17 protein-coding genes, 4 tRNA genes and 1 pseudogene are annotated in these 22298 nt (G+C 52.5%); 13 read left to right on the forward strand and 9 right to left on the reverse strand.

Annotated features, from left to right (window positions below):
- The first annotated feature begins 118 nt into the window (after window positions 1-118).
- The 3 genes from CFELI_RS00055 to CFELI_RS00065 all read left to right on the forward strand — a co-directional run bounded on the left by CFELI_RS00055 (window position 119) and on the right by CFELI_RS00065 (window position 2431).
- Window positions 119-195, forward strand: a tRNA-Ile gene (locus tag CFELI_RS00055).
- 7 nt (window positions 196-202) lie between these two features.
- Window positions 203-275 (forward strand) — tRNA-Ala (locus CFELI_RS00060).
- Between the two features lie 440 nt (window positions 276-715).
- On the forward strand, window positions 716-2431 hold the full coding sequence (locus tag CFELI_RS00065; protein WP_277103259.1) for an ATP-binding protein: 1716 nt from the start codon (window positions 716-718) through the stop codon (window positions 2429-2431).
- A 27-nt stretch (window positions 2432-2458) separates the two neighbouring features.
- On the opposite strand, the gene CFELI_RS00070 is transcribed toward CFELI_RS00065, so the two are convergent.
- Window positions 2459-3112 carry a hypothetical protein gene (locus tag CFELI_RS00070; protein ID WP_277103258.1) on the reverse strand — a complete coding sequence of 218 codons (654 nt, stop codon included), beginning with the start codon at window positions 3110-3112 and terminating at the stop codon, window positions 2459-2461.
- 266 nt (window positions 3113-3378) lie between these two features.
- Between CFELI_RS00070 and CFELI_RS00075 the strand changes: the two genes are divergently transcribed.
- From CFELI_RS00075 to CFELI_RS00090, 4 genes are all read left to right on the forward strand, one after another.
- Window positions 3379-5082, forward strand: a complete 1704-nt coding sequence (locus tag CFELI_RS00075) for an ABC transporter ATP-binding protein/permease (RefSeq protein WP_277103257.1) — start codon at window positions 3379-3381, stop codon at window positions 5080-5082.
- Window positions 5079-6800, forward strand: coding sequence for an amino acid ABC transporter ATP-binding/permease protein (locus tag CFELI_RS00080; protein ID WP_277103256.1), 1722 nt, complete (start codon window positions 5079-5081; stop codon window positions 6798-6800). The genes CFELI_RS00075 and CFELI_RS00080 overlap by 4 nt, the downstream gene beginning before the upstream one ends.
- A 99-nt stretch (window positions 6801-6899) precedes the next feature.
- Window positions 6900-6976, forward strand: a tRNA-Ile gene (locus tag CFELI_RS00085).
- Window positions 6977-6983: 7 nt separating this feature from the next.
- Window positions 6984-7056 (forward strand) — tRNA-Ala (locus CFELI_RS00090).
- A 139-nt stretch (window positions 7057-7195) separates the two neighbouring features.
- Here the strand turns inward: CFELI_RS00090 and CFELI_RS00095 are convergent.
- Together CFELI_RS00095 and CFELI_RS00100 are read right to left on the reverse strand one after the other, a co-directional pair.
- Window positions 7196-7354: pseudogene (locus CFELI_RS00095) on the reverse strand (IS256-like element ISCau1 family transposase); the annotation flags it as partial.
- Window positions 7355-8188: 834 nt separating this feature from the next.
- On the reverse strand, window positions 8189-9289 hold the full coding sequence (locus CFELI_RS00100; RefSeq protein WP_277103255.1) for a hypothetical protein: 1101 nt from the start codon (window positions 9287-9289) through the stop codon (window positions 8189-8191).
- Between the two features lie 458 nt (window positions 9290-9747).
- Here CFELI_RS00100 and CFELI_RS00105 point away from each other — a divergent pair, with 458 nt between their 5' ends.
- The 3 genes from CFELI_RS00105 to CFELI_RS00115 are packed head-to-tail and all read left to right on the forward strand — an operon-like array spanning window position 9748 to window position 12518.
- Window positions 9748-10731 carry a substrate-binding domain-containing protein gene (locus tag CFELI_RS00105; protein WP_277103254.1) on the forward strand — a complete coding sequence of 328 codons (984 nt, stop codon included), beginning with the start codon at window positions 9748-9750 and terminating at the stop codon, window positions 10729-10731.
- Window positions 10728-11744, forward strand: coding sequence for an ABC transporter permease (locus CFELI_RS00110; RefSeq protein ID WP_277103253.1), 1017 nt, complete (start codon window positions 10728-10730; stop codon window positions 11742-11744). The genes CFELI_RS00105 and CFELI_RS00110 overlap by 4 nt, the downstream gene beginning before the upstream one ends.
- A gap of 15 nt (window positions 11745-11759) precedes the next feature.
- A complete protein-coding gene (locus CFELI_RS00115) occupies window positions 11760-12518 on the forward strand; it encodes an ATP-binding cassette domain-containing protein (protein ID WP_277103252.1) in 759 nt (252 codons plus the stop codon).
- 44 nt (window positions 12519-12562) lie between these two features.
- Here CFELI_RS00115 and CFELI_RS00120 read toward each other — a convergent pair whose 3' ends face one another.
- A complete protein-coding gene (locus CFELI_RS00120) occupies window positions 12563-13228 on the reverse strand; it encodes a hypothetical protein (RefSeq protein ID WP_277103251.1) in 666 nt (221 codons plus the stop codon).
- A gap of 80 nt (window positions 13229-13308) precedes the next feature.
- Here CFELI_RS00120 and CFELI_RS00125 point away from each other — a divergent pair, with 80 nt between their 5' ends.
- The 3 genes from CFELI_RS00125 (at window position 13309) to CFELI_RS00135 (ending at window position 15830) form a co-directional block, all read left to right on the forward strand.
- Complete coding sequence (locus CFELI_RS00125) at window positions 13309-13833, forward strand: peptidylprolyl isomerase (protein ID WP_277103250.1); 525 nt, start codon at window positions 13309-13311, stop codon at window positions 13831-13833.
- A gap of 62 nt (window positions 13834-13895) precedes the next feature.
- Window positions 13896-14483 (forward strand): rhomboid family intramembrane serine protease, encoded by a 588-nt coding sequence (locus CFELI_RS00130; protein ID WP_290259070.1) that lies wholly within the window; start codon window positions 13896-13898, stop codon window positions 14481-14483.
- 801 nt (window positions 14484-15284) lie between these two features.
- Window positions 15285-15830: a hypothetical protein gene (locus CFELI_RS00135; RefSeq protein WP_277103248.1), complete on the forward strand. Its 546-nt coding sequence runs from the start codon at window positions 15285-15287 to the stop codon at window positions 15828-15830.
- Window positions 15831-15908: 78 nt separating this feature from the next.
- On the opposite strand, the gene crgA is transcribed toward CFELI_RS00135, so the two are convergent.
- Genes crgA through CFELI_RS00160 form a run of 5 tightly spaced genes read right to left on the reverse strand, consistent with a single transcriptional unit; the run spans window position 15909 to window position 22297 of the window.
- The gene (gene crgA / locus CFELI_RS00140) at window positions 15909-16169 is read right to left on the reverse strand and encodes a cell division protein CrgA (RefSeq protein WP_277103247.1); all 261 of its coding nucleotides are present in this window, start codon (window positions 16167-16169) and stop codon (window positions 15909-15911) included.
- 46 nt (window positions 16170-16215) lie between these two features.
- The gene (pknB, locus tag CFELI_RS00145; RefSeq protein WP_435383800.1) at window positions 16216-18120 is read right to left on the reverse strand and encodes a Stk1 family PASTA domain-containing Ser/Thr kinase; all 1905 of its coding nucleotides are present in this window, start codon (window positions 18118-18120) and stop codon (window positions 16216-16218) included.
- A 53-nt stretch (window positions 18121-18173) separates the two neighbouring features.
- Entirely contained in the window at window positions 18174-19553 is a 1380-nt protein-coding gene (locus CFELI_RS00150) for a serine/threonine-protein kinase (RefSeq protein ID WP_277103245.1), read from the reverse strand.
- The gene (locus CFELI_RS00155; RefSeq protein ID WP_277103244.1) at window positions 19554-20993 is read right to left on the reverse strand and encodes a penicillin-binding transpeptidase domain-containing protein; all 1440 of its coding nucleotides are present in this window, start codon (window positions 20991-20993) and stop codon (window positions 19554-19556) included.
- Window positions 20990-22297, reverse strand: coding sequence for an FtsW/RodA/SpoVE family cell cycle protein (locus CFELI_RS00160; protein WP_277103243.1), 1308 nt, complete (start codon window positions 22295-22297; stop codon window positions 20990-20992). The genes CFELI_RS00155 and CFELI_RS00160 overlap by 4 nt, the downstream gene beginning before the upstream one ends.
- Window position 22298 lies beyond the last annotated feature (1 nt).

Genomic DNA, 22298 nt, shown 5'->3' on the forward strand with positions numbered 1-22298 from the left:
GCCAAGACCGTGCACTGTGCTGCTAAACTGTTCACATCAGTGTTGCTGATAGCCGGAAAGAGCTGGCAATTTGCCAAATATCTGGTTCTTCGGATAGAGTTTCATTCTGTTCCTGAAAGGGCCTATAGCTCAGTCGGTTAGAGCGCATCGCTGATAACGATGAGGTCGCAAGTTCGATTCTTGCTAGGCCCACCAGGAATATGGGGCATTAGCTCAATTGGTAGAGCATCTGCTTTGCAAGCAGAAGGTCAGGAGTTCGATTCTCCTATGCTCCACAGCTAGAAGGAAGGCTGCACGGTGAAAGCTGTGTGGTCTTCTTTTTTGTGTGTGGGTGGTTGTGGGGTGCTGTGTGGGTTCTTAGTTTGTTATTAGTTAGAGATAGAGCGAGTGCTACTTGTAAAACCGCAGGTCATTTTTTGGTTGGTGTGCTGAAACTCTAACTCTTATTTTTTGGGGAAGTCTGTGCGCTGATAGATTCGGGGTCTTTGAGGGGCGCGCCTGAAAAACTTCCGCGCCAGCACTGCCGTGCTCCACAGAGTTGGTGGGTGTGACATTTTGTAACTTAGTGTCACATTTTTGTAAAACTGCAGGAAATTTGTCACTTTGGGTGTGACATTTTGTAACTTAGTGTCACATAGCTTGTAATTTTGTGTAAAATAGCAGGAAATTTGTCACATTGGTTGTAACAAAACTAGTGAGTGAAAGGAATGCTGCTGTGAACAATTCATCGATGCACAATTGGACTGCAGACAAGCTTCACGATCTCATCACTGAGTTTCGTCGATTTGGTGGAGACAAACGTCAAATCGAAGTGAAAAAGGGGAAGGGTGGGGTTCCTTCGGTAGGGGAGACACTTTGTGCGTTCGCTAATTCCCCTAATGGCGGTTTGATTATTATCGGATTGGATGAAAAGCAAGATTTTATAGCAACAGGTGTCGATGATGTTGCTGCCATGTACCAGGGAATTGCGAGTCAGGCACGCAACGAGCAACTTCTCAATCCTGTTGTTACAGTGCATTTTTCCGAGGTCATACTATCGGGGAAAAACGTTGTGTTATGCTCCGTTGACCCGATTCCGTTGAATGAACGTCCGTGTAGGTTCAAAGGGAAAGCATATTTACGGCAGGCTGATGGGGACTATGAGCTTTCCGCTATTGATGTCCGCATGATTGAGCATGAAAAGCTCAATGCTGAAATGGCGGCTATTCGTACGCCAAGTGATCGCATTCTTGTAGAAGATTCCTCCCTTGATGATCTTGATCCAGATATCACTGAAGTAATCCTGAAAAATGCGCGAAGTGGTTCCCAACTTTTATCCGAGCTTACTGATGACGATGTACTGCACAAACTTGGAGTTGTTTCGAAAAGTGGAAAGCTGACCGTAGCTGGAGCTTATGTGATGAGTAAATACCCACAGCAATGGGTACCCAGCTGGGGCGCTAGTGCCGCGCAGCAGATTAGATATTCTTTAAATAATCGGCGTAATTTTAATCTCGAACACATCGAGGGGCCAGTTCCAGTCATGTTTTCACGGTTGATGAACTGGGCGGCAGAAACTCTTCCACAGTTCATCAGCTATCGCGCCGATGGACATGCTATTGACACACTATCAATTCCCGAAGTCGCTGTACGTGAGCTTATTGCGAATGCCTTGGTTCACCGTGACGTGAGCCCTTTGTCAGCTGGAAAATATGTTGATGTGCGCCTGAATAACAACGTGCTAACTATTTCGAGCCCAGGCGGGCTGCGTGGAATCACCGTCAAACAACTTGGCGACCAATACTGCCGAAGGCCTGTGAATGAAACCATCTATCGGTTGTGTGAAAAATATCGATTCAAAGATGGAACTCGGTTAATCGAAGCCGAAGGAAGTGGAATCACACATGTGCGCCACACATTGCGATCGGCTGGGCTACAGGAACCTCTATTTTTTGATTCCGGAGTTAGCTTTACCGCAAAGATATCTGCACAAAGCCTTCTCGGCGAAACTGATCTACGCTGGTTAAAGGATAATTATCATAAGCATGACCTTGACCATGAATCGCGATTAATTTTAGTTACCGCCCGGAACGAGGAAAAAATTACAATTTCACGAGTGCGAACACTGCTCAATCTTGATGGCGATCAGGCACACCGCATTCTGGAAACTCTGGAATCAATGGGGATATTAGTACATACCTCGAAAGGTGAGTACACGCTGTCTACCAGCGGTGTTGTTTCGCAGACCGAAACTTTAGAGACCACTGATTTGCGCACGTCGGTGCTCACTTTGCTTGGGCAATCCCCACTGACGGTGAAAGATCTGGCGGAAAAGACAGGAGCCACCCACAGGCGCGTCCGCTATTTACTCGACCAGCTAGAAGCTGACGGTAGTGTGTATGGTCGAGGGAAAAAACCCATTCAGTGGGCTGTTGTATCGACACCAGAATAAAAAACACATGCGTTTACGTGCGTGAATTTAGAAACCGCCGGCTATCTGGGAAAAATCCAACTGTGCCTGGACATTGCAATCCACGTGGGCGGGGGATTGATAATAGTATTCCAGCCCAGAAATACGCCGATCGGGAAATTCCATTTCACGTACGAAAATGCTGAGCAGGCGGTAGGCATGATCGTCGATCTTTTCTTCCCAACACAACTGGTGCTCTTTAAAAACAGTGCCGTCTTCTAGCGATTCCAGAGAAAAAGGATTCTGGATACTTGTGATCTCAGCAAACTTCATCCCTGAAATTTCAGCGGATTGATTTCTGCCATCCAATTCGGCACGCACCATCTCTAGAAGCTGTTCATAGGGGATATCCGGGTACTGGCCCATCCAGCGAAAGAAATGCGGATCATACTTTTCAATATCAGGAATCATTCCACGCACCTGCGGATCGTACTCGTGCCCTTCCTCTTGCGATACCTCGATGGCACCATCAGGCGCAGTTAAACCGAAAATTCCAATATCACTAGCGGCACGACTCTTCGTGGAATCGGCAGAAGGTGGTGGCTGAACCTGCGATGCGAGGGTGGTAAGTACTGGGGCATTTTCCGACTGCGGGCTTGGCGCTAGGGCGCACCCTACTAGCAGAACAGCGCATAAGCACACTGCGCATAAGTGTTTTTTCATGGTGAAGATACCTCCTCAAGGTGCGGTGACCACCAGTAGGGGAAGGCATTCACAGCAGAATGCCTGGCAAGACACACGTCGGGTAGTGAAAATACATGTCATTTTAATTGCCCGAAAATAGTTTCAACACGCTTTTTATATAGTTTTTTCTTAAGAAAAATCCGTTATTGCATAAAAGAAACCGTGGGGGTATTGAGTAAACCGGAAGGATAGGTGTTCACCCCTTCTGATTGGGGGATACACCTGCGCCAATTAGCATAAGAAGTATGCATGTTAGGCAATCCAAAGCTAAGAAGCTACCGGCGCCATATCGGCTGAGCCGGCAAGCCCGAGGCACAATCATCGCAAGCGTAATTCTCACCTGGATTTCTGTGGTGGGGATGTGCGCAACAATCATGGGCGCAGGCATGATCGTCGACAAGCAACACGCATGGATCCACATCACCGCAGGACCTGTGGTTGTCGCCCTCACACTCATTGCGCGCAGCATGATTCAAGCCCGCGGGCAGATCGCGGAAGAAAACCACATCCGCCACCGCATCATCGACGCAGTCTTCGCCGCCGGACCTGCACGCGCCACCCACACCCGCACCGGCGAAGTCGTGTCACTAGCCACGGAATCAAGCGAAAAAATGATGGCGCTGCGCGTCGGATTCATCGCCCAAATCATCGCCTCACTCAGCGCACCGCTCCTCGTTATCGCAGCAGTAGCCTGGTCAGTCTCAGGAACAATCGCACTGATTATGCTCGCCATGATCCCCGTCGTGCCCGCAATCGTCATCGGATTTAGGAAAGTAGTCTCCACAGTCTCCTCCGAATCCCAAGACGCACGCAAAGCACTCGCTGCAGCCTACATGGATGCCCTACAATCACTCAGCACCCTGCAACTTCTCGGGGCAGCAGGGCGCGTCGCGCGCACACTAGAAGAAACAGGGGAGCGCAACCGCGTAGCCGTGATGAAACTTCTGCGCGGCAACCAACTCATCCTCTTCGCCATGGACTCCGCCTTCAGCCTCGCACTCGTCACCACCGCAGCAGGACTCGGACTTTATGGGGTCTCCAACAACACCCTCAGCCCAGGCCAAGCCATCACACTTTTAGGCCTCAGCATGCTTCTTCTCGAACCCATGGACCAAGTCGGAGCATTCTTCTACGTCGGCATGAGCGGACTTGGTGGGCAACGCGGAATCTTCGGATTCCTCCGCACACGCGGAATCGACGCTGAAACTACACTCAGCATCCCCAATACCCCCACATCGACTGTGCACAGTGACACCGTAGTTGAAATACGCGACCTCCACTTCGGCTACGACGAAGAACTCTTTCACGGCGCCAACCTCACAATCCGCGCAGGCGAACGCATCGGCATCATCGGACGCTCCGGCCAAGGAAAATCCACCCTCCTGTCACTCCTCAAAGGTGATCTTTTCCCCACCACAGGCACCATCACCGTGGCCGGTGTCGGCGACCTCACAGACGCAGCAATCCCTGCAACCTTAACACCTGCGGGCCTCAAACGAGCAGGGATGTTGCGGGCGGCGTCGGCAAGCGTCGCCCAAACAACCTGGCTATTTAGCGGAACAATTGCCGACAACCTGCGCATCGCAGCCCCCAACGCAACCGAAAAAGACATGTGGTTGGCCCTCGAACGCGCCCACGTAGCCGACGAAATCCGGCGCCTGCCCCACGGCCTTGACACCCCACTCTGGGAACAAGGACTCGGCATTTCCGGCGGGCAAGCACAACGCCTCTCGCTCGCCCGCGCCATTATCTCCGGGCGACGCATCGTGTTGCTCGACGAACCCACCTCGCACGTCGACCTCGCCTCCGAACGCGAAATCCTGGCAGCCATCAACGATCTCGGCACCGACTACACCCTCATCATGGTCACACATCGCACCAGCTCACTGACCCACATGGACCGCGTGATCGAAGTATCCGACAAAAAGCTCAAGGAGCGTCAACGATGAGCACAACCCGCACAGCAGAACCCACCATCTATCAGCTCGCCACCTGGCTGACCTCAATCACCGCACCCGTGCTCGGCCCGCTCGGGCTTTCCACGCTGTGCCGCATTCTCAACCAAATCTTGGGAATCGTACTCTACGTCGTACCCGCCTACGCGATCATTGCCCGCACACTCAGCATGCGCGAGGTCATACTCATCATGATCGCATCAGCGCTCGCCAAAGCCTTCCTGCGCTACTTAGAGCACTACTTCGGTCACCTCGTCGCCTTCAAAGCCCTCGAACTAATCCGCATCCGCGTATTCCGCGACATCTACCCCCAAGCGCCAGCCATCGTCAGCCGAACCGGCCACGATGCGGTCGGGCGCGGCGACATGCTCACCCGACTGACCCGCGACATAGGACACATCGAAGTATTTTTTGCCCACACCACCGCACCAGTAATTTCCGCACTCATCGTCCCCACCGCAGTGCTGATCACAACGCTTATCCTTTCACCCATTCAAGGCCTCATCGCCGCCGGGATCTTCCTACTCGTGATCATCATCACGATCGATACCAGCGCCTACCGCTACGCCGTCGGGGTGACCGGAATACGGGGCAGGATGGCACAACATGTCACCGATTCCGTCGGCGGAGTCAGGGAAGTCACCGGATACGGCGCGCATGAGCGTCGCCACGCCGAACTTGCCGCACACGAAACAACCTTGACACGCGCCATTATCCGCCGCAGCGGAATCGTCGGCACCCGCGCCGGGCTAGTTGCTTGTGCCCGCATGTCGGTCGTGTTCATGCTCATCCCTGCCACCGACAACCTTGCACTCAGCGTCGCTCTCACATTCGCAGTATGGCGCTGCTGGGACATGATCAACGAAGTCAGCGACCTAGGCAACCATCTTTCCCAATCACTCGCCGCCGCCCGCCGCGTCTGGGCACTATCCAACGCTGGGCTTCAGCTTGACGACGGCGCCCACACACTCACCCCGCATGGCCCCGGTGTGCGCGTGTGCTGGAACAACGTTAGCTACAGCTACGAAGGTGCCACCGAACCCATCGTGCGCACCATCAACCTCGACGTACCCGCAGGCGCATGGGTAAATATTGTGGGGACCACCGGTTCAGGTAAATCCACCATCGCCAAACTACTTCTCCGCTACTGGGATGTCACTGAAGGGCAGATCCTGCTCGACGGCAAAGATATTCGCGACTACACCCTCGACTCCCTGCGCGCCGCGATCGCTATTGTCACCCAAGATATTCGCGCCATCCACGACACCGTCGCCGCCAACCTTCGCCTCGCCAAGCCCACAGCCAGCGAAGAAGAACTCACACACGCCCTCTACCTCGCCTGCCTCGATGGGGAAATCTCCCTCAACGACAACGTGGGCGAAGCCGGCCACGCGCTCTCCGGTGGGCAACGCCAACGACTCGCCCTCGCCCAAGCCCTCCTGCGCGGCGGCCGCGTACTCGTGCTCGATGAATTCACCGCCCACTTAAACCCCACCCTTGTGAAACAGGTGCGCGAACGACTTTCTCACCATCACCCCGACGTGACAGTCATTGAAATTTCGCATGTGCTTGAGCATATCGACGCCGCCGACTGGGTTGCCGTGATGGACCGCGGTGAAATTGTTGAGCAAGGAACCCCTGATCAACTCCGAGCCCAATCCGGCGCACTCAGCCACCTACTTCACCGTGATGGAAAAGTAGGTGAACAATAAGCGAATAAGCACCGCGAAAAACAAGGAAGGAAAAGGGGATCTACCAGCCGTTTTGTTAAAAGTTTAAGACGTGCGGTATAGTTTCTTTTCGTTCCTTAAGGGCCTATAGCTCAGTCGGTTAGAGCGCATCGCTGATAACGATGAGGTCGCAAGTTCGATTCTTGCTAGGCCCACCAGGAATATGGGGCATTAGCTCAATTGGTAGAGCATCTGCTTTGCAAGCAGAAGGTCAGGAGTTCGATTCTCCTATGCTCCACAGCTAGAAGGAAGGCTGCACGGTGAAAGCTGTGTGGTCTTCTTTTTTTGTGTTTGGGGTGGTTGTGGGGTGGTGTGGGCTTAAGGGACAAAAAGTGTGGATTTGCGGCGTGTCGCGTTAAGGGACATTTTGTGTGGATTTAGTGTCTTCCGTCCCAGCCTTTTCTTATCCCTAAGCTGGGGTTCCATTCTGTATCGATTCCATTGTCGTATGTTGCGGGTCGACCGCTAGGGTGGCCTTGGCGTTCATGTGGTTCTTTTGTCCACGCGTTACCGGCAGTGGCTTCACCTACTTTCCCGACCAATGAAGATCATGAAGTGTCGCGCTTGTGTGGTGTGCAGACAGGTGTTAACACTTGATGCTTTGCACGATAGGCAGATCCAACGTTGAGCACCTGCCGTAGTCGCTTTCCATTTTCACAAGCCTGCGTCCAGATAATGAACATGAAGTTCGATTCTTCGAAGTCATGCCGCTGGCTTAGCACCACCAGCAAGCAGATCCTATTACCACACTCATGGTGAGAAGTATGTACATTCCGATGAAACTAGGTTTGGAACTGATGAAAAAACGAAACCACGTACTTTCCGCAGCTAGAGACCACTAAACGAAGTAATTTATCCACACTTTTTGTCCCTTAAGCCGTGGTGTGTGGGTTCTTAGTTTGTTATTAGTTAGAGTTAGAGCGGGTGCTACTTGTAAAACCGCAGGTCATTTTTTGGTTGGTGTGCTGAAACTCTAACTCTTATTTTTGGGGAAGTCTGTGCGCTGACAGATTCGGAGGCTTTGAGGGGCCGTGGGTCTTTGGGGTGGCTATTAATCTCTGAAGATTGATTGAGTAAAACTGATTCGACTTTCAGCACAGTAATGAAATTTCGACCTCTAGTTTCGTAGGTAGCAGTTACTCTATGTCGAATCACTATTTTGCTTATATATTAAACCTGCCACTTGAAGGCTCAGAGTAGGACTGCCGACGTCTGTGACCTGTGAACCTCCTTGTTTGTTGTACACCGTCAACCACAAAGCCAGTGTGCACACTGCCACGCGGAGGCTTAATGCTATGAAAAAATCCTTCATGGCAACAAGCTGCGGTTGCCATGAAGGAAGCACTAATCGACAGTGAAACAGACGCTGTTTAGATTCCGAGTGCCATACGTACCTGCTGTGGAAGGATCTGTGCTGGAATGAGCCCAGCTTTAAAAATCCCAGCAATAGCCCCGATGAGTGTTGCCAGTCCGCCAATGGCGCCGATGACCGCCAATAACGGAGTTAACCACGAACTATTCTCAGAAGAGGAAGGGGGCACAAGTGCATTGTGAGAATTGACCTGTACAAACAAGTATGGAGAATTTGCTCCACCCAAGGGGTCGGTCATATTCCAGACTTGCGCACCTTGAGCAGTTGTGCGTGCATTCACGCGTACGGGCACGTCCTTGCTAAGGGTAACAGCATCGTGGAAAGCTCTGGTAGTACCACGAGCAGTCACCGAGGCATCATCAATTGTGACGAGGTTATCGGCACGGATACCAAAGCTTTGCAAAGTATCGGCTGCATTCCCAACAAATCCTTGAGCAGAAACCGAACCACCGCGAAGATGAACAGCACCTGAAGCATAAATGCCATAACTAGTCTGTTCAGCGCGGTTTGCTGTTACTGTGAGGGATCCTGAATTGATGGAAATATCTTTGGTACTAAAGATGCCCGAAGCAACAAGACTATTCGCTTCACCTGGCTTTAAAGTAAGCTCAGGGCCGTCGAAAACAATGGGGCCGTGGGAATGCAGACCACTATTTGTGCTGGTTGCTTCAGCGGTTGTGACATTCAGCTTTCCTTGGCCAGTCACTGTCAAGGGGCCAGATCCTGTGTGCATAATTGCAATGGTATTTCCGTTAAATCGAGGTAGATCAATGGAATTAGATTGATGAATGTCGAGTGTAAGTTTTTCGAGATTCGAGTAGATCGCCGATGCGTCTCGGAAATCGGATTTTACTTCACGTGCTTCATTCAACGTTGCTTTTTTGAGCGTTAATGTGGAGGTTTCCGCATTGAAACTTACCGTTCCATCGCCCTTGACGTCATTCTTATTCTCATCGGTGACTTGAATTTTCCCAACCCAAATGGGGTATGTTTGCGCTGCTAAAGATGCTGGTGCTACCAATGTTGCGCTCAGACCCACGAGGGTTAAAGCGACAGTGGCCAAACGCCGACCTGAGGTAGATGATTCTTGAATTCGCATGCAGAATGTCCTCTTTCTTCGATGTTCAAAACTGTGATTTAATCACATATGATCTCGTGATTGAAGCAGATAGTAGCACTTATTAGATAGAAAGATCTGCCTACGCATTGCTTCTCATTTGCTATTGAGGGTATTGGGAAAAAACTGATGAAATTTATGCGTATGGTGGGAATAAAAGTGGAATTTTTGTAATAAATAAAAAATGCCTTGTCCTCAACGGTGCGGGTGTGGGCACAGGGCAGCTGGTTCTCATGTGTCGGTGTTACGGGGGGATATTTTTCGACAACGAACAGTGTCAAAACTTCTGTGATTGTTATCTCACTAAAAAATTTTTCCGCCACACCCACGCCAGCTTAACAGTACTTAATCGTTAAAGTCGCAGGTCAGAATGTTTGACGCCCCTTAATTTATCGGGCACGATGGCGTGAGTGAAATCCTTATCAAACAGATCCATCCTTATGAAGCTGGGCGCGATTATCGGATCAGTCGCGCTGTTAAGTGCCTGCTCCTCAACGGGCGGAGCAGCAAAAACTGAAAGTTCTGCTGCAAACGTAGCCTCAGGCGGCGTCGATACCCCGAAAATGGTTGTTGCCATGGTCACCCACGGTGCACCCGGTGATACCTTCTGGGATCTCGTGCGCAAAGGCGCCGAAGACGCAGCGAAGAAAAACAACATGGAATTGCGCTATTCCTCAGACCCCCAAGCGCCTAACCAAGCCAACCTTGTCCAGGCTGCCATTGACGCAAAGGTCGACGGTATTGTGGTGACCTTGCCCAATGCTGATGCGATTGGCCCTGCAGCCAAGAAGGCCGTGGACGCAAAGATCCCCACCGTTGCCCTTAATGCAGGTATGGAGGAATACAAGAACTACAACATTTCTGGGTTCTTCGGGCAGGAAGAAAAGGTTGCTGGAACCCAAGGCGGCGTTCGTTTAGCTGAAGATGGTGCAAAGCATGTGTTGTGTGTCATTCATGAGCAGGGCAATTCCTCCCAGGAGTCGCGTTGCGCAGGTGTTGCTGAGGGGCTCGATGGCAATGGCAAGGTAGAAATCTTATATGTCAATGGTCAAGACCTCACTAGCGTGCAGTCGACGTTGAAGGCAAAGCTGGCGCAAGAGAAGAACATTGACTGGATTATGAGCTTGCAGGCGTCGGTAGCTATGCGTGCTGTTGATGCTGTGGATGAAGCTGGCGCTGCGGCTAAGGTCGCTACGTTTGATACGAATGCTGAGCTTGTCGACGCCATCGCAGCGAATAAGATCGCGTGGGCAATTGATCAGCAGCCCTATCTTCAGGGATATATGGCCATTGACAGCCTGTGGTTAGCGAAGCGCAACGGTGCCACTGTTGGTGGTGGACGCCCTGTCTATACTGGCCCAAGCTTTGTCGACTCCAGCAATGTTGAACTGATCGCTGAAGCTGCGAAAGCTGGCTTGCGATGAGCGATGACCGGCTACGCTCTCGTAGTGCCTGGCAGTCTTTCATTCGCCGCCCGGAGCTGACCAGTGTCGTTGGGGCACTGGTTATTTTCACATTATTCATGGTGGTGGCACCACCATTTCGTACCCTTGACGCATTTGCCACAGTTTTGTACGCCAGTTCCACTTTGGGAATTGTGGCGGTAGCGGTCGGCTTGCTCATGATTGGTGATGAATTTGATTTGTCTTCGGGTGTGGCGGTGACGACCGCGGCTCTCGGGGCAACAATGCTAAATTATAACCTCGGTTTAAATTCGTGGGTTGGGGCATTTATGGCTCTTATTATATCGCTCGCTATTGGTGCTTTAAATGGCTATTTAGTGACACGTACTGGCATTGCTAGTTTCTTAATTACACTCGCCGCGTTTTTAATGCTTCAGGGATTGAATTTGGCAATTACAAAGTTGGTGACCGGTCAGGTAGCCACGCCTTCAATTGCTGATATGGAAGGATTTGAATCGGCACGTAAAGTGTTTGCTGGGTCTGTTTCAATTGGTGGCATTTCTGTGCGCGTGACTGTTTTTTGGTGGATTTTCTTTGTTGCACTTGCCAGCTACATGCTGTTTAAAACGCGTTTCGGCAACTGGATTTTTGCTGTTGGTGGGGATCAGGCGGCAGCACGCGCGGTTGGAGTCCCTGTTCGCCGTGTGAAAATCATTTTGTTTATGTTTGTCGGTTTCGCTGCTTGGTTTGTTGGCATGCATACCCTGTTTGCCTTTGACTCCATTCAAGCTGGTCAAGGCATTGGCAATGAGTTTTTGTACATTATTGCTGCAGTGATTGGTGGTTGTGCTTTGACCGGTGGTCGGGGCACTGCTGTGGGGACAGCGATTGGTGCTCTTATTTTTGGTATGACGAATCAGGGAATTGTGTATGCCGGTTGGAATCCTGACTGGTTTAAGTTTTTCTTGGGCGCGATGCTGTTGTTTGCAGTATTGACGAATTCGTCTTTTGCTAATTTCACGTCGAAACGTTAGTGAGGAGGTTGTTCGTTGAGTGTTGTTGAACTGAAAGATGTTTCTAAATCCTACGGCTCTTTCGCTGCGTTGCGCGATATTAATCTTCAGGTGCATGCTGGGTCGGTGACGTGCATTTTAGGTGATAATGGTGCAGGAAAGTCGACGCTGATTAAGGTGCTGTCAGGGCTGCACCCTGCAAGTTCTGGGGAAGTATTGATCGATGGCGTCCCTACCGTTTTGTCTGGGCCTCGTGATGCCTTAAACCATGGGATCGCAACCGTGTATCAGGATTTGGCGGTCGTCGGTCAGATGAGCGTGTGGCGTAATTTCTTCTTAGGACAAGAACTCACCGGCGCTTTTGGTCGGTTGAAGACTGATGAAATGAAGCACATTACGCAGGATCAACTCAGTGCAATGGGTATTGATTTGCCTGATGTGAATGTTGATGTCAACTCTTTGTCTGGTGGTCAACGCCAGGTCGTGGCCATTGCTCGCGCCATTTATTTCGGTGCTCGTGTCCTTGTTTTGGATGAGCCCACCGCGGCATTGGGTGTAAAACAGTCCGGTATGGTGTTGCGATTTGTGGCTGCTGCACGCGACCGCGGCATTGGGGTTGTGTTGATTACCCATAATCCACATCATGCCTATTTGGTGGGGGATCATTTCACGATTCTTAAACTCGGCCGCCAGATAGTGAATGTTCCTCGTGATCAAGTCACTCTAGAGCAGCTCACGCAACACATGGCCGGCGGTAGCGAACTAGAGGCGTTAAGCCACGAGCTTCGCGGCTAAACATAAAAAATGCCCCGTCAAGGGGCATTATACTTTCAGCCTAACTACTTATCGGCCTTCTTCTCGTCCTCAGCGAAATCTCTCTCCAAAGCCTCGAAAAGATCATCCTCCAAGTCCTGCGCGGCAGCAGCCTCATTGCCTTCAGTCGGCGTCTCGGTGGAATAGACCAACACAGATTCCAAAGATTCAACAGTATCAGGAGTCTCGTAGTCCTCAACCTTCGGAGGTGCAGTACGAACCGGCTTACGGGACTGGCCCAAACCGAACAAGAAATACACCGCACCACCAATAACAGCCATAATCACAGCTGCCAACGAGAACGTAGCCCACTTACTACGCTTTGCGTCCTTCCGCGCAGCCTTCTTCGCTGCCTTTTCAGCTTCCTTCGCCTTCTTACGCAACACACGCTTGGAAGCCTTAGCCTTCTTCTCAACCACACCAGACAAATGAGCCACCTTCTCAGAGGCTACTTTCTCCAGCTCACCAACGTGAAGATCATCCTTCAAATCATCAATACGCTTCAACGCTTTTTCCGACAACGTCGAAAAACGCTGCGTCGAATCATCGATGAAGCCCTTCACGTTATAGCTGTTGGCGGCGTCGATAAGCGCCTCGTATGCCTCGTTCGCCTTACGGTCGCGGTAATCTGCGTAGGAACCGTAAGCCTTCTTAGCCATGCGCGTAGCAGTAGTTAGCGCGGTGAGATTCATGTTCGCTCCTAGAGAATAGGTAGTGCTATTTGCACTCCCAGCCTAGCCATAAAAGCTTCAACGTGCTTAAGATGGCAGACATGAGTTTTAAGACTGCAACTGCAATCCTGCACACCAACAAGGGTGACATCGAAATCGAACTGTACGGAAACCACGCACCAAAAACCGTGGAAAACTTCGTCACCCTCGCCGACGGCACCGCCGACTACACCACCAAGAACGCATCCGGCACCGACGAAGGTCCCTTCTACGACGGCTCCACCTTCCACCGTGTCATCGCAGGCTTCATGATCCAAGGCGGCGACCCAACCGGAACCGGCCGCGGCGGCCCAGGCTACATCTTCGACAACGAAATCCACCCTGAACTGCGCTTCGACCGCCCATTCTTGGTGGCAATGGCAAACGCCGGCCCTAACACCAACGGCTGCCAGTTCTTCATCACCGTTGACGCACACCCATACCTCAACAACGGCTACACCATCTTCGGTGAGGTCACCGACCAGGCATCCCAGCAGGTTGTGCTTGACATCTCTACCGTCGGCACCGACCGCACTGACCGCCCAGTCGAGCCAGTCGTGATCGAATCCGTCGAGATCAAGAACTAAAAACCTTCACACGAAAGGTACATCAAGGAGGGGACCAACATACTTGGTTCCCTCCTTTTCGCATGCCCACCATGAACATCATTCGCACAGCCCCCGTTACCACCGCCCTTTGCGCAGTCATGCTCGTACTGTGGCCAATCACAGCCACACAACCTGACATCTTTGCAACCCTCCTCTTCTACGCACCCAACCCCAGCATCCACACTGCGCTCAGCTCGGCCTTCGTCCACTCGGGTGCCTCACACCTCGCCATGAACGTCTTCCTCCTTGTCCTCCTCGGTGGGGAGGTTGAACGCTACGTCGGGGCCGTACGCTACACAGCTATCTTTGGCACCGCCGCACTTGGCGCCGCCGCCTGCATCACTTACCTTGACCCGAACTCAGCCACAGTTGGTGCATCAGGTGTGCTCTACGCACTCATGGTGTTGCTCATCGGCATGAATATCGCGCGAAAGACAGACCTTCGTGGACCGATAGTGCTCGTTGTGATCAACGTGGCATTCAGCTTCATCACTCCAGGTGTCAGCATTGCTGGACACCTCGGGGGTCTGATTGCCGGAGTGGTGATGTTACCAACTGTGCTACGCGGCTGGGTTTGGCCCATCATTGTGTGTGCTGTTAGTGCAACGTATGTGCTTGTGGCACTTTAGATTCCACTGTTCATCCACAGCAAAAGTTATCCACAAGAGTTATCCACATTGTGGAAAATTACAAGAATGTTCTTTACTTCCTTGTGTACTAACACTCAGTCGAAAATTACTGCACAACCCTGTGAAATTGTGGAATTTTCGCACACCTGTACAGATGTGAAAAAGTGGACAGAGAATTCCACAGGCTGTGTGTAAACTTCTTTTCACAGCTTTACTCACAGCCTGTGGATAACTTTGTTGGAGGGGGTGTGTACAAGCGGGATGGTGTTCAAAAATACTGCATCTTTGCTATTTTTCAAGCCAGATTGGGGCAAGTAGCAAGGATGAGAGGATTCATTCAGAGTGGTTTGGGATCATGGAAATCACGCTGATCTTCAACACGTGCGTGTGTGTATGTTCTGCCACATTGGGTACCCCTTTAATTTTCGACCAGGATCTATTCACGAGAGCACCAGGGTGCGGAAGTCAATAAACTGAGTGACCGCATCTACTTTATGATCGTGTGTGTATCGGGAGCGCTGTTCTTAGTAGCGGTAGAGGGCTTTGGATATATAAGAAAAAAATATTGATTCGACATAGAGCAAGTGCTACCTGTAAAACTGCAGGTCAATTTTTCATTTGTTTGCTGAAAGTCGAATCAGCATTTTTGAATCAATCCCCACGTATTCATAGGTATGGTTTTCGGCAGTGGTGTGTAATGTTTTTCCTGTCTCGTCACTTCGATCATGTCTCAGGGCACCGTCGTCGCCCGAGCCTTCTTTTCACAATGCGATTTCCTGATGGGAAAACCTCAATACCTACATGGAATATCCACAAGTAATTACCCGCTTTGGTTCTGCAATTCAAGGCGCATTAAATGCACGAATTTTTACGAACCCAGTTGTATTACGGGAGCTTTCCAAAAATCCAAGCAAGGAGACTTACACAACGCTGATTAAGGAAGAACTCGCACGTTTTCTGCAGCCACTTACAGATGAGATACAGCGTTTTACAGAAGAGGTAAAGCAACTATGCTCATTCGACCCATTTCCTCATTTTCACGATTTTGCTGCGACCGTGTGGGAAGGAACATGGCCAGAAAGCCTCGATGAACCTTTGGCGCAAAATATAACGCAGGATCCAACTCAGGCACTCGATAAGCTTGAGCAATTCAAGAATCTTGTCGTGGAACTCAAATCGAATTATGAGACAGGGTACGTGACCGATTGCCACTATTCCACAGTAGAAGAGCTATGGACTCTCCACGAGATCATCGAGCAGTCCACACAACCAATCACGCACTTTCGCAGCCTCAAGCTGGCAATCACTTACGCCTACAACACCCATAGCGATCACTCAATGGCATAAGGGAGGGCGCAAACATAAGGGGGTAGCAAAAAGCTGGCATTCCGTGAAAAGACGGAATGCCAGCACTTTGTGGTGCTTTTAGCGCCAACCCATGGACATCAGCAAGCCCACGAGGAAGGAGGTAAACCCAATGGCGTAGTTCCACGGGCCTAACTCATTCATGAACTGGATCTGGGGGCCGGCGAGATAGTTCACAATCAACCATCCGAGGCCGACCAGCATGAGGCCGAACATAATTATCTTGTACCACAGGGGGGTACCGGAAGAATTAATCTTCACCGGCGTACGGTTACCGGAAGAAACCGGGAGAGAACTAGTCGAAATCTTTGACTTTGGCATGATCTAAAACCTTCACGAGCGAGCGAAACTAAAATTATTATCAATGTTAGGGGGCAAGCGATGCTATGTCGAACTCCCATAGCGAAACTGCGATCGCTGAATCCTTCCTAATGTGGGAGCCAGCAGGCTGAACCTGCACTGCCACACGACCGCCGTCGACAAGCGAACTCGTCTTCAACGGATCACCGAGCGCGATCTGGTTAGCCTGACCCTTCCAACCAGCATCATGCAACGCCTTGACAGCCGCGGTCATATTCAACCCCACCAAATCCGGCATTGTAATCATCTGACCGTTAGAAATGCGCACAGTAATGCGGGAACGCGCATCCACTTGGGTGCCTTCACCCGCGACCTCAACCACCGTACCCTCAGGGGCGGTGTGATCAATCACCTCAACAACCGGTTCAAAACCAAGGGAAGTCAAATTACCCTCAGCCTGCGACCACAACATGCCCGTGACCACGGGAACCCGTTCCTTAGCCACACCCATGGATACCGTAATGGTCACCTTCGAGCCCTTTGACACTTGGGAGCCAGCTGAAGGGGTTTGTTCCATGATCTTGCCTTCTTCCACCTTGTCGGAAGAATCTTCGCGCACAACGGAATCCAGCTCAAGGCCGGCAGCATTCAAAATATTATTCGCCTCGGCAGTGCTCTTGCCCGTCAAATCTGGAACCTCAGTGACTTCCTTGCCAGACGATACAAACAAAGTCACCGTCGTGCCCGACTGGATTGAGGAACCAGCCGCAGGATTTGTCCTAATCACATCCCCGCGCTCAACAGTAGGGTTCGCCTCCTCACTGATCTGTACCTGCAAACCCTTTGCCGCTAGATCACTAGCAGCGGCTTCACGGGTGTAGCCAGCATAATCGGGCAATTCGATCAGTTGCTTATTCAGACCGAAGCCACTGTTTTGACCCCCAGTGAAATACTCGTAAGTAAACGCGCCAACAATACCTAAGGATGCTAACGCGAGGGTGCCGACCAGAATCTTCAAACCAAGACGACGCGGAGGCTCCGGCTCATACACTTCCTCCTGGGCTGGGGCAGCCACAGTAGCAGGGCTAAACATTTGCGTGGTAGGAGCAGCCTCAACAGCATGCTCTTCAACCTCATCCTCATAATCTGAGGGCTCAATATAATGCCGAGCCGCCATCGTGACAGCGTTTCGCTCAAGGCGCTTGAGATCCTCCGCCATATCCGTGGCAGTCTGATAGCGATCCCCAGGGTGCTTAGCCATAGCGGTGAGCACCACAGCATTCACATTCAACGCGGCAGTCGGGCTTAAATCAGGAATGAAATCAGACGGCGGGGTGGGGTCTTCCTGCACATGCTGGTAGGCCACCGCGAACGGTGTTTCCCCCTCAAAGGGCGGACGGCCTGTAATAATGTCGTACATCACGCAGCCGAGCGCGTAAATATCCGAACGACCATCCACCGCTTTACCGCGAGCCTGCTCTGGGGATAGGTACTGCGCAGTACCGATCACCGCAGATGTTTGGGTCATCGCCGAGGTGGCGTCGTCAAGCGCACGCGCAATACCGAAGTCCATGATCTTGACCACGCCAGTGTTGGTGATCATCACATTCGCCGGCTTGATATCGCGGTGCACAATGCCCGCGTCGTGGCTTGCCTGCAGCGCCTCGCACACTGGAATCAGCGTTGTTGCCGCTTCCTCGGGGGAAAGCGGGCCGCCCTCGCGCACAATATCGCGCAGGTTTCGGCCGTTGACCAGCTCCATCACAATATATGGAGTAGAAATCCCGTCCCGCTCCGTCTCGCCGGTGTCATAGACCGCAACGATCGCGGGGTGATTCAACCGGCCCGCATTGTGGGCTTCCTTGCGGAAACGCTCGCGGAAATTCACATCCCGCGCCAAATCTTGGCGCAGAACCTTGATCGCAACTTCACGCCCCAACAGCGTATCGGTTGCTTGATACACCTCAGACATGCCCCCGGTGCCGACGACGGGACCGAGCTCGTAGCGATTGGCGATGATATCACTCACTGGCTTGCTCCTGGGTTCGTTGTGGGATCAGTAGGTTCAAGGGTTACAGTTGGGACAGGCTCCGGCTCACTCGTGGGCACGATCACCTCCGAGGGTTCCACTATCACCGATGAAATCGGGGGCAGCGTTGGTTCAGCCTCCGATGTTGTGATCACTGGCGGTGCTGAGGTTGTTGGCTCGACAGTCATCGTAATCGTCGGTATCGGTTCTGGTGTAGTCTCCGGCGTAATAGTAACGGTTTCCGGCGCGGGAGGCACACTGGGCTCCGGCTGGAACGACTGACTATTCAGATACAACACCGTACCCGCCGCTAACGCAAAAGCAACAACAACTGCGATTAAAAAGCCCACCAAAAAGCCCGATGACGAGCGTTTTGGCTCCACAATCTGCGACTGCGGAATCGGACGATTCGGGGTTCTAGGGTGCACAGCGGGGGCTGATGCCGAGGATGTTCCCGTCACCGCCGATGCTACTGCCGTCACCGCTGTGGGGCTGGCCTCTGCGGGCACCACACGCGCTGCACCGGAAGGCTGCGGCGGGCGCTTGCCCAACCGTGCAGCCGAAATTGCTTTCTCCAGCTCAGCGCCATCACCATAGCGGTGGGTGGGGTCTTTGCGCAGCGCAATCCCGATCAGCTCGCGCGTGGGTGCGCTTATCGACGTCGGAAGCGCAGGTGGTGCGTTATTGATGTGGGCGATCGCCACGGACACGGAAGAATCACCACTAAAGGGGCGTTTTCCTGTGAGCAATTCGTAGCCGACCACACCCAAGGAATACACGTCGGTAGCAAAGGTGACATCAAGCCCTTGGGCTTGCTCCGGGGAGACGTATTGCGCGGTGCCCACCACCATGCCCGTGCGGGTCAAAGGAACCGATGATGCCGCCTTGGCAATACCAAAATCGGTGATTTTCACTGTCCCGTTTTGGGTAATCAAAATATTGCCCGGCTTAATGTCTCGGTGCACCAAACCCAGTTCGTGGATGCGCCGCAAACCGTGGGCGGCCTGCTCAAGAATGTCGAGAGCTTCTTCTTCGGGGATCATCCCGCGCCGTGCAATGAGGTCGGCTAAGGATTCGCCCCGAACGAATTCCATCACGATGAAGCACAAGTTTCGTCCGGAGGCGGGGTCGACTAGTTCACGGTAGTCGTAGGTGCGTACCACGTTGCGGGAGATGATATCTTCGCTGGCGAGTGCCTCGTTGCGGAAACGCGAGAGGAATTCGACGTTGTCGCTAAATTCTGGGCGTAGAACCTTGACTGCGACTTCGCGCTGGTTTCGCACATCATCGGCAAGGTACACCGTTGACATGCCACCAGTGCCGACTACCCATTGGAGTTGGTAATCCGGACCGATGAGTGATTGGATATGCTCCATTTAGTTTTCTCCCCTCGGGGCGGTGGCCAAAATAGCGCGACCAATAGGGGCTGCCACGGAACCACCGGTGGCTGCTTGGCCACGGTCGCCGCCGTTTTTCACAACCACTGCTACAGCCACGTCTTCGCCGGGGGCGAAGGCGATGTACCACGCGTGGGGGTTGGAGTTGCGGGAGTCAACGCCGTGTTCGGCAGTGCCAGTTTTCGAGGCAATGTTGTGGCCGTTAAACCCTGCGGTGTGACGCTCCGATGCTTGCATGAGCTCGGTGAGAGTCTGGGCGGTTTCGGGGCTAATGGAATGGGAGAGTTCTTTGGGTTTGGTTTCGCTGATCACGCTGAGGTCGCTGGCGACGATGCGGGAGACTACATGTGGTTCCATGCGCACACCACCGTTAGCTACGGTGGCTGCTACGACCGCATTGTTGAGGACGGTCATGGCGACGTCGCGCTGGCCGATGGAGGATTGGCCTAAGGCCGCATCGTCGGGAATATCACCAATGGTGCCCTTGGCCATGGGGATGCCGAGGTTGTAGGTTTCGTCAACACCGAAGCCTTCGGCGGCATCGCGCAGAGCGTCGGCCCCGGCATCAACAGACATTTGCACAAAAGCGGTGTTGCAGGAGAACTGGAAGGCGGTGAGCAGATTGACTTGTGGGGAACCTGCACAGGTTTGTCCGCCGTAGTTTTCCAAGGTGGTGGTGGTTCCTGGCAGGGTGATCTGTGATTCGCCGGTTAGTGGGGAATCGGGGGTATAACCCTTGCTCAGTGCTGCAGCGGTGGTGACCACTTTAAAGGTGGATCCTGGCGGCAGGATTTCTTGGGTTGCTTTGTTCAGCAGTGGTTTGCCTTCTGCGGCATTGAGTTCACCCCAGGCTTGTTGTGCTGTGTTGTTATTGGCAAGCACGGAAGGGTTGAAGGAGGGGGTTGAGGCCATGGCAAGGATTTCACCGGTGGAGGGGCGGATTGCTACTGCGGCACCTTCGAAGCCAGCGTTTGCAAGCTGGTTGTAGGCCACTTCTTGGGTGGTTGGATCGAGGGTGAGTTCCACATTGCCCACTACTTTGTTCTTGGAGACGAGGCTCTTCCACCACAGTTTGGCGGAATTCGCGGTGCCGTTGAGGGTGTCGTTGTGGCTTGATTCGATGCCACTGACCCCGTAAATGTCGGAGAGGTAGCCTTCGACCGAGCCGTAGATTTCTGGGTTGTAGGGGTAGCTGCGGTGGTAGAAGCCGTTTTCGTCGGCGTGAGATTCAGCGAGCACGATCCCACCTGCGGAGATTTGGCCACGGGGTTGGGATTTCAGTTCGATCAGACCGCGCCGGTTGTTGGGGTTGTGTGCGTATTCTTCGTCTTTGAATACGTGAATGTAGCTTAAGTTGATCAGCAGAATGATCATGAGTACGAGGCTGAAGTTGAAGGCGTTGCGGATTGAGCGGTTCATGCAATCGCCGCCTTCCGTGTGGAGTCAGAAATACGCAAAATTATGCCCAACAGAATGTAGTTCGCCATGAGGGAAGATCCACCTTGCGACATAAATGGTGTGGTCAGGCCGGTCATGGGCATCAGTGCGGAGATGCCTGCGGTGACGACGAAGATTTGAATAGCAATGGTTAGTGACAGGCCGGAGGCTACGAGTTTGCCGAAAGAGTCTCGCGCCGACATTGCTGTATACATGCCGCGGGAGACAAAAATGGCAAAAAGAAGGAGAACTGCTGCCAGTCCAATGAGTCCGAGTTCTTCACCGATGGAGGACAGAATGAAGTCGCTCCACGCCACGGGCACAATGTAGGGGTGTCCTTGGCCAAGTCCGGAGCCAACAATGCCGCCGGTGGACATTCCAAACAGTGCTTGGGACAGCTGGAAGCCCGTGGAGTCGGGGTTGGCGAGTGGGTCGAGGAAGTTGGAGAAACGGGTTTGGATTTTGGTGGAGATTTGGTAGATTGCGGTGCCACCAAGGGCGACCAGGATGGTACCGATGATCAACCAGGAGACACGCCCAGTTGCGAGGTAGAGCATGCCAAGCACGGTGCTAAAGAGCAACAGTGCGGGGCCGAAGTCGTTTTCGCCAGCCATGATGACAATAGCGATACCCCATACACCCAGGATGGGGCCGAGGTCGCGCAGTCGGGGAAATTCTAGGCCTAGGATGCGGTAACCGGCCACGTTAAACAGCGCTCGTTTAGTGACGAGCAGTTGGGCGAAGAACAGCAGCAGGAAGATTTTGGAGAATTCGCCTGGCTGGACGGAGAACGGCCCGATGGAAATCCAGATCCGAGCATCGGCAACGATGTCGGGATTGGTTGGCCACACCAGTGGTAGGGCCAGCAAGATTAGACCTAGCAGTCCGAGCACGTAGGAATAGCGGGTGAGGCTTCGGTGATCGCGCAAAAAGGCGAGCACGAGGATCATCAAGACGATGCCTACAAGCGTCCACATCACTTGGCGCGAAGCCATTTGTGTTTCTTTGGCGATGTCGAGGCGGTACACCATGGCAAGACCGAGGCCGTTGAGTAGTGCTGCAACTGGCAGCATGACTTGGTCGGCGTGGGGCGCAAAGAAGCACAAAGCAAGGTGGGCTAGGGTGAACACCCCAATGAAACCACCGATCACCCAGAACACTTCGGTGTTGGAGGCGATATCGAGGGCGAGATTGAGGTTAAACAGGGTGACTGCGATGATGACGGTTGCTGCCAACAACAGGCCGAACTCTGTTTTTCGGGAGGTAAGTTGGGTGAAAAAGTTCACG

The sequence above is a fragment of the Corynebacterium felinum genome, assembly GCF_030408755.1.
In the GTDB taxonomy this organism is placed as follows: Bacteria; Actinomycetota; Actinomycetes; order Mycobacteriales; family Mycobacteriaceae; genus Corynebacterium; species Corynebacterium felinum.

What these genes read in the sequence shown, in the direction of transcription:
- CFELI_RS00135 (WP_277103248.1), top strand. Translation starts at nt 15,285, where the DNA reads ATGGAATATCCACAAGTAATTACCCGCTTTGGTTCTGCAATTCAAGGC.
- pknB (WP_435383800.1), bottom strand. Translation starts at nt 18,120, where the DNA reads ATGTCTGAGGTGTATCAAGCAACCGATACGCTGTTGGGGCGTGAAGTT.
- CFELI_RS00105 (WP_277103254.1), top strand. Translation starts at nt 9,748, where the DNA reads ATGAAGCTGGGCGCGATTATCGGATCAGTCGCGCTGTTAAGTGCCTGC.
- CFELI_RS00155 (WP_277103244.1), bottom strand. Translation starts at nt 20,993, where the DNA reads ATGAACCGCTCAATCCGCAACGCCTTCAACTTCAGCCTCGTACTCATG.
- CFELI_RS00110 (WP_277103253.1), top strand. Translation starts at nt 10,728, where the DNA reads ATGAGCGATGACCGGCTACGCTCTCGTAGTGCCTGGCAGTCTTTCATT.
- CFELI_RS00130 (WP_290259070.1), top strand. Translation starts at nt 13,896, where the DNA reads ATGCCCACCATGAACATCATTCGCACAGCCCCCGTTACCACCGCCCTT.
- CFELI_RS00120 (WP_277103251.1), bottom strand. Translation starts at nt 13,228, where the DNA reads ATGAATCTCACCGCGCTAACTACTGCTACGCGCATGGCTAAGAAGGCT.
- CFELI_RS00075 (WP_277103257.1), top strand. Translation starts at nt 3,379, where the DNA reads ATGCATGTTAGGCAATCCAAAGCTAAGAAGCTACCGGCGCCATATCGG.
- CFELI_RS00150 (WP_277103245.1), bottom strand. Translation starts at nt 19,553, where the DNA reads ATGGAGCATATCCAATCACTCATCGGTCCGGATTACCAACTCCAATGG.
- crgA (WP_277103247.1), bottom strand. Translation starts at nt 16,169, where the DNA reads ATGCCAAAGTCAAAGATTTCGACTAGTTCTCTCCCGGTTTCTTCCGGT.
- CFELI_RS00100 (WP_277103255.1), bottom strand. Translation starts at nt 9,289, where the DNA reads ATGCGAATTCAAGAATCATCTACCTCAGGTCGGCGTTTGGCCACTGTC.
- CFELI_RS00080 (WP_277103256.1), top strand. Translation starts at nt 5,079, where the DNA reads ATGAGCACAACCCGCACAGCAGAACCCACCATCTATCAGCTCGCCACC.
- CFELI_RS00125 (WP_277103250.1), top strand. Translation starts at nt 13,309, where the DNA reads ATGAGTTTTAAGACTGCAACTGCAATCCTGCACACCAACAAGGGTGAC.
- CFELI_RS00070 (WP_277103258.1), bottom strand. Translation starts at nt 3,112, where the DNA reads ATGAAAAAACACTTATGCGCAGTGTGCTTATGCGCTGTTCTGCTAGTA.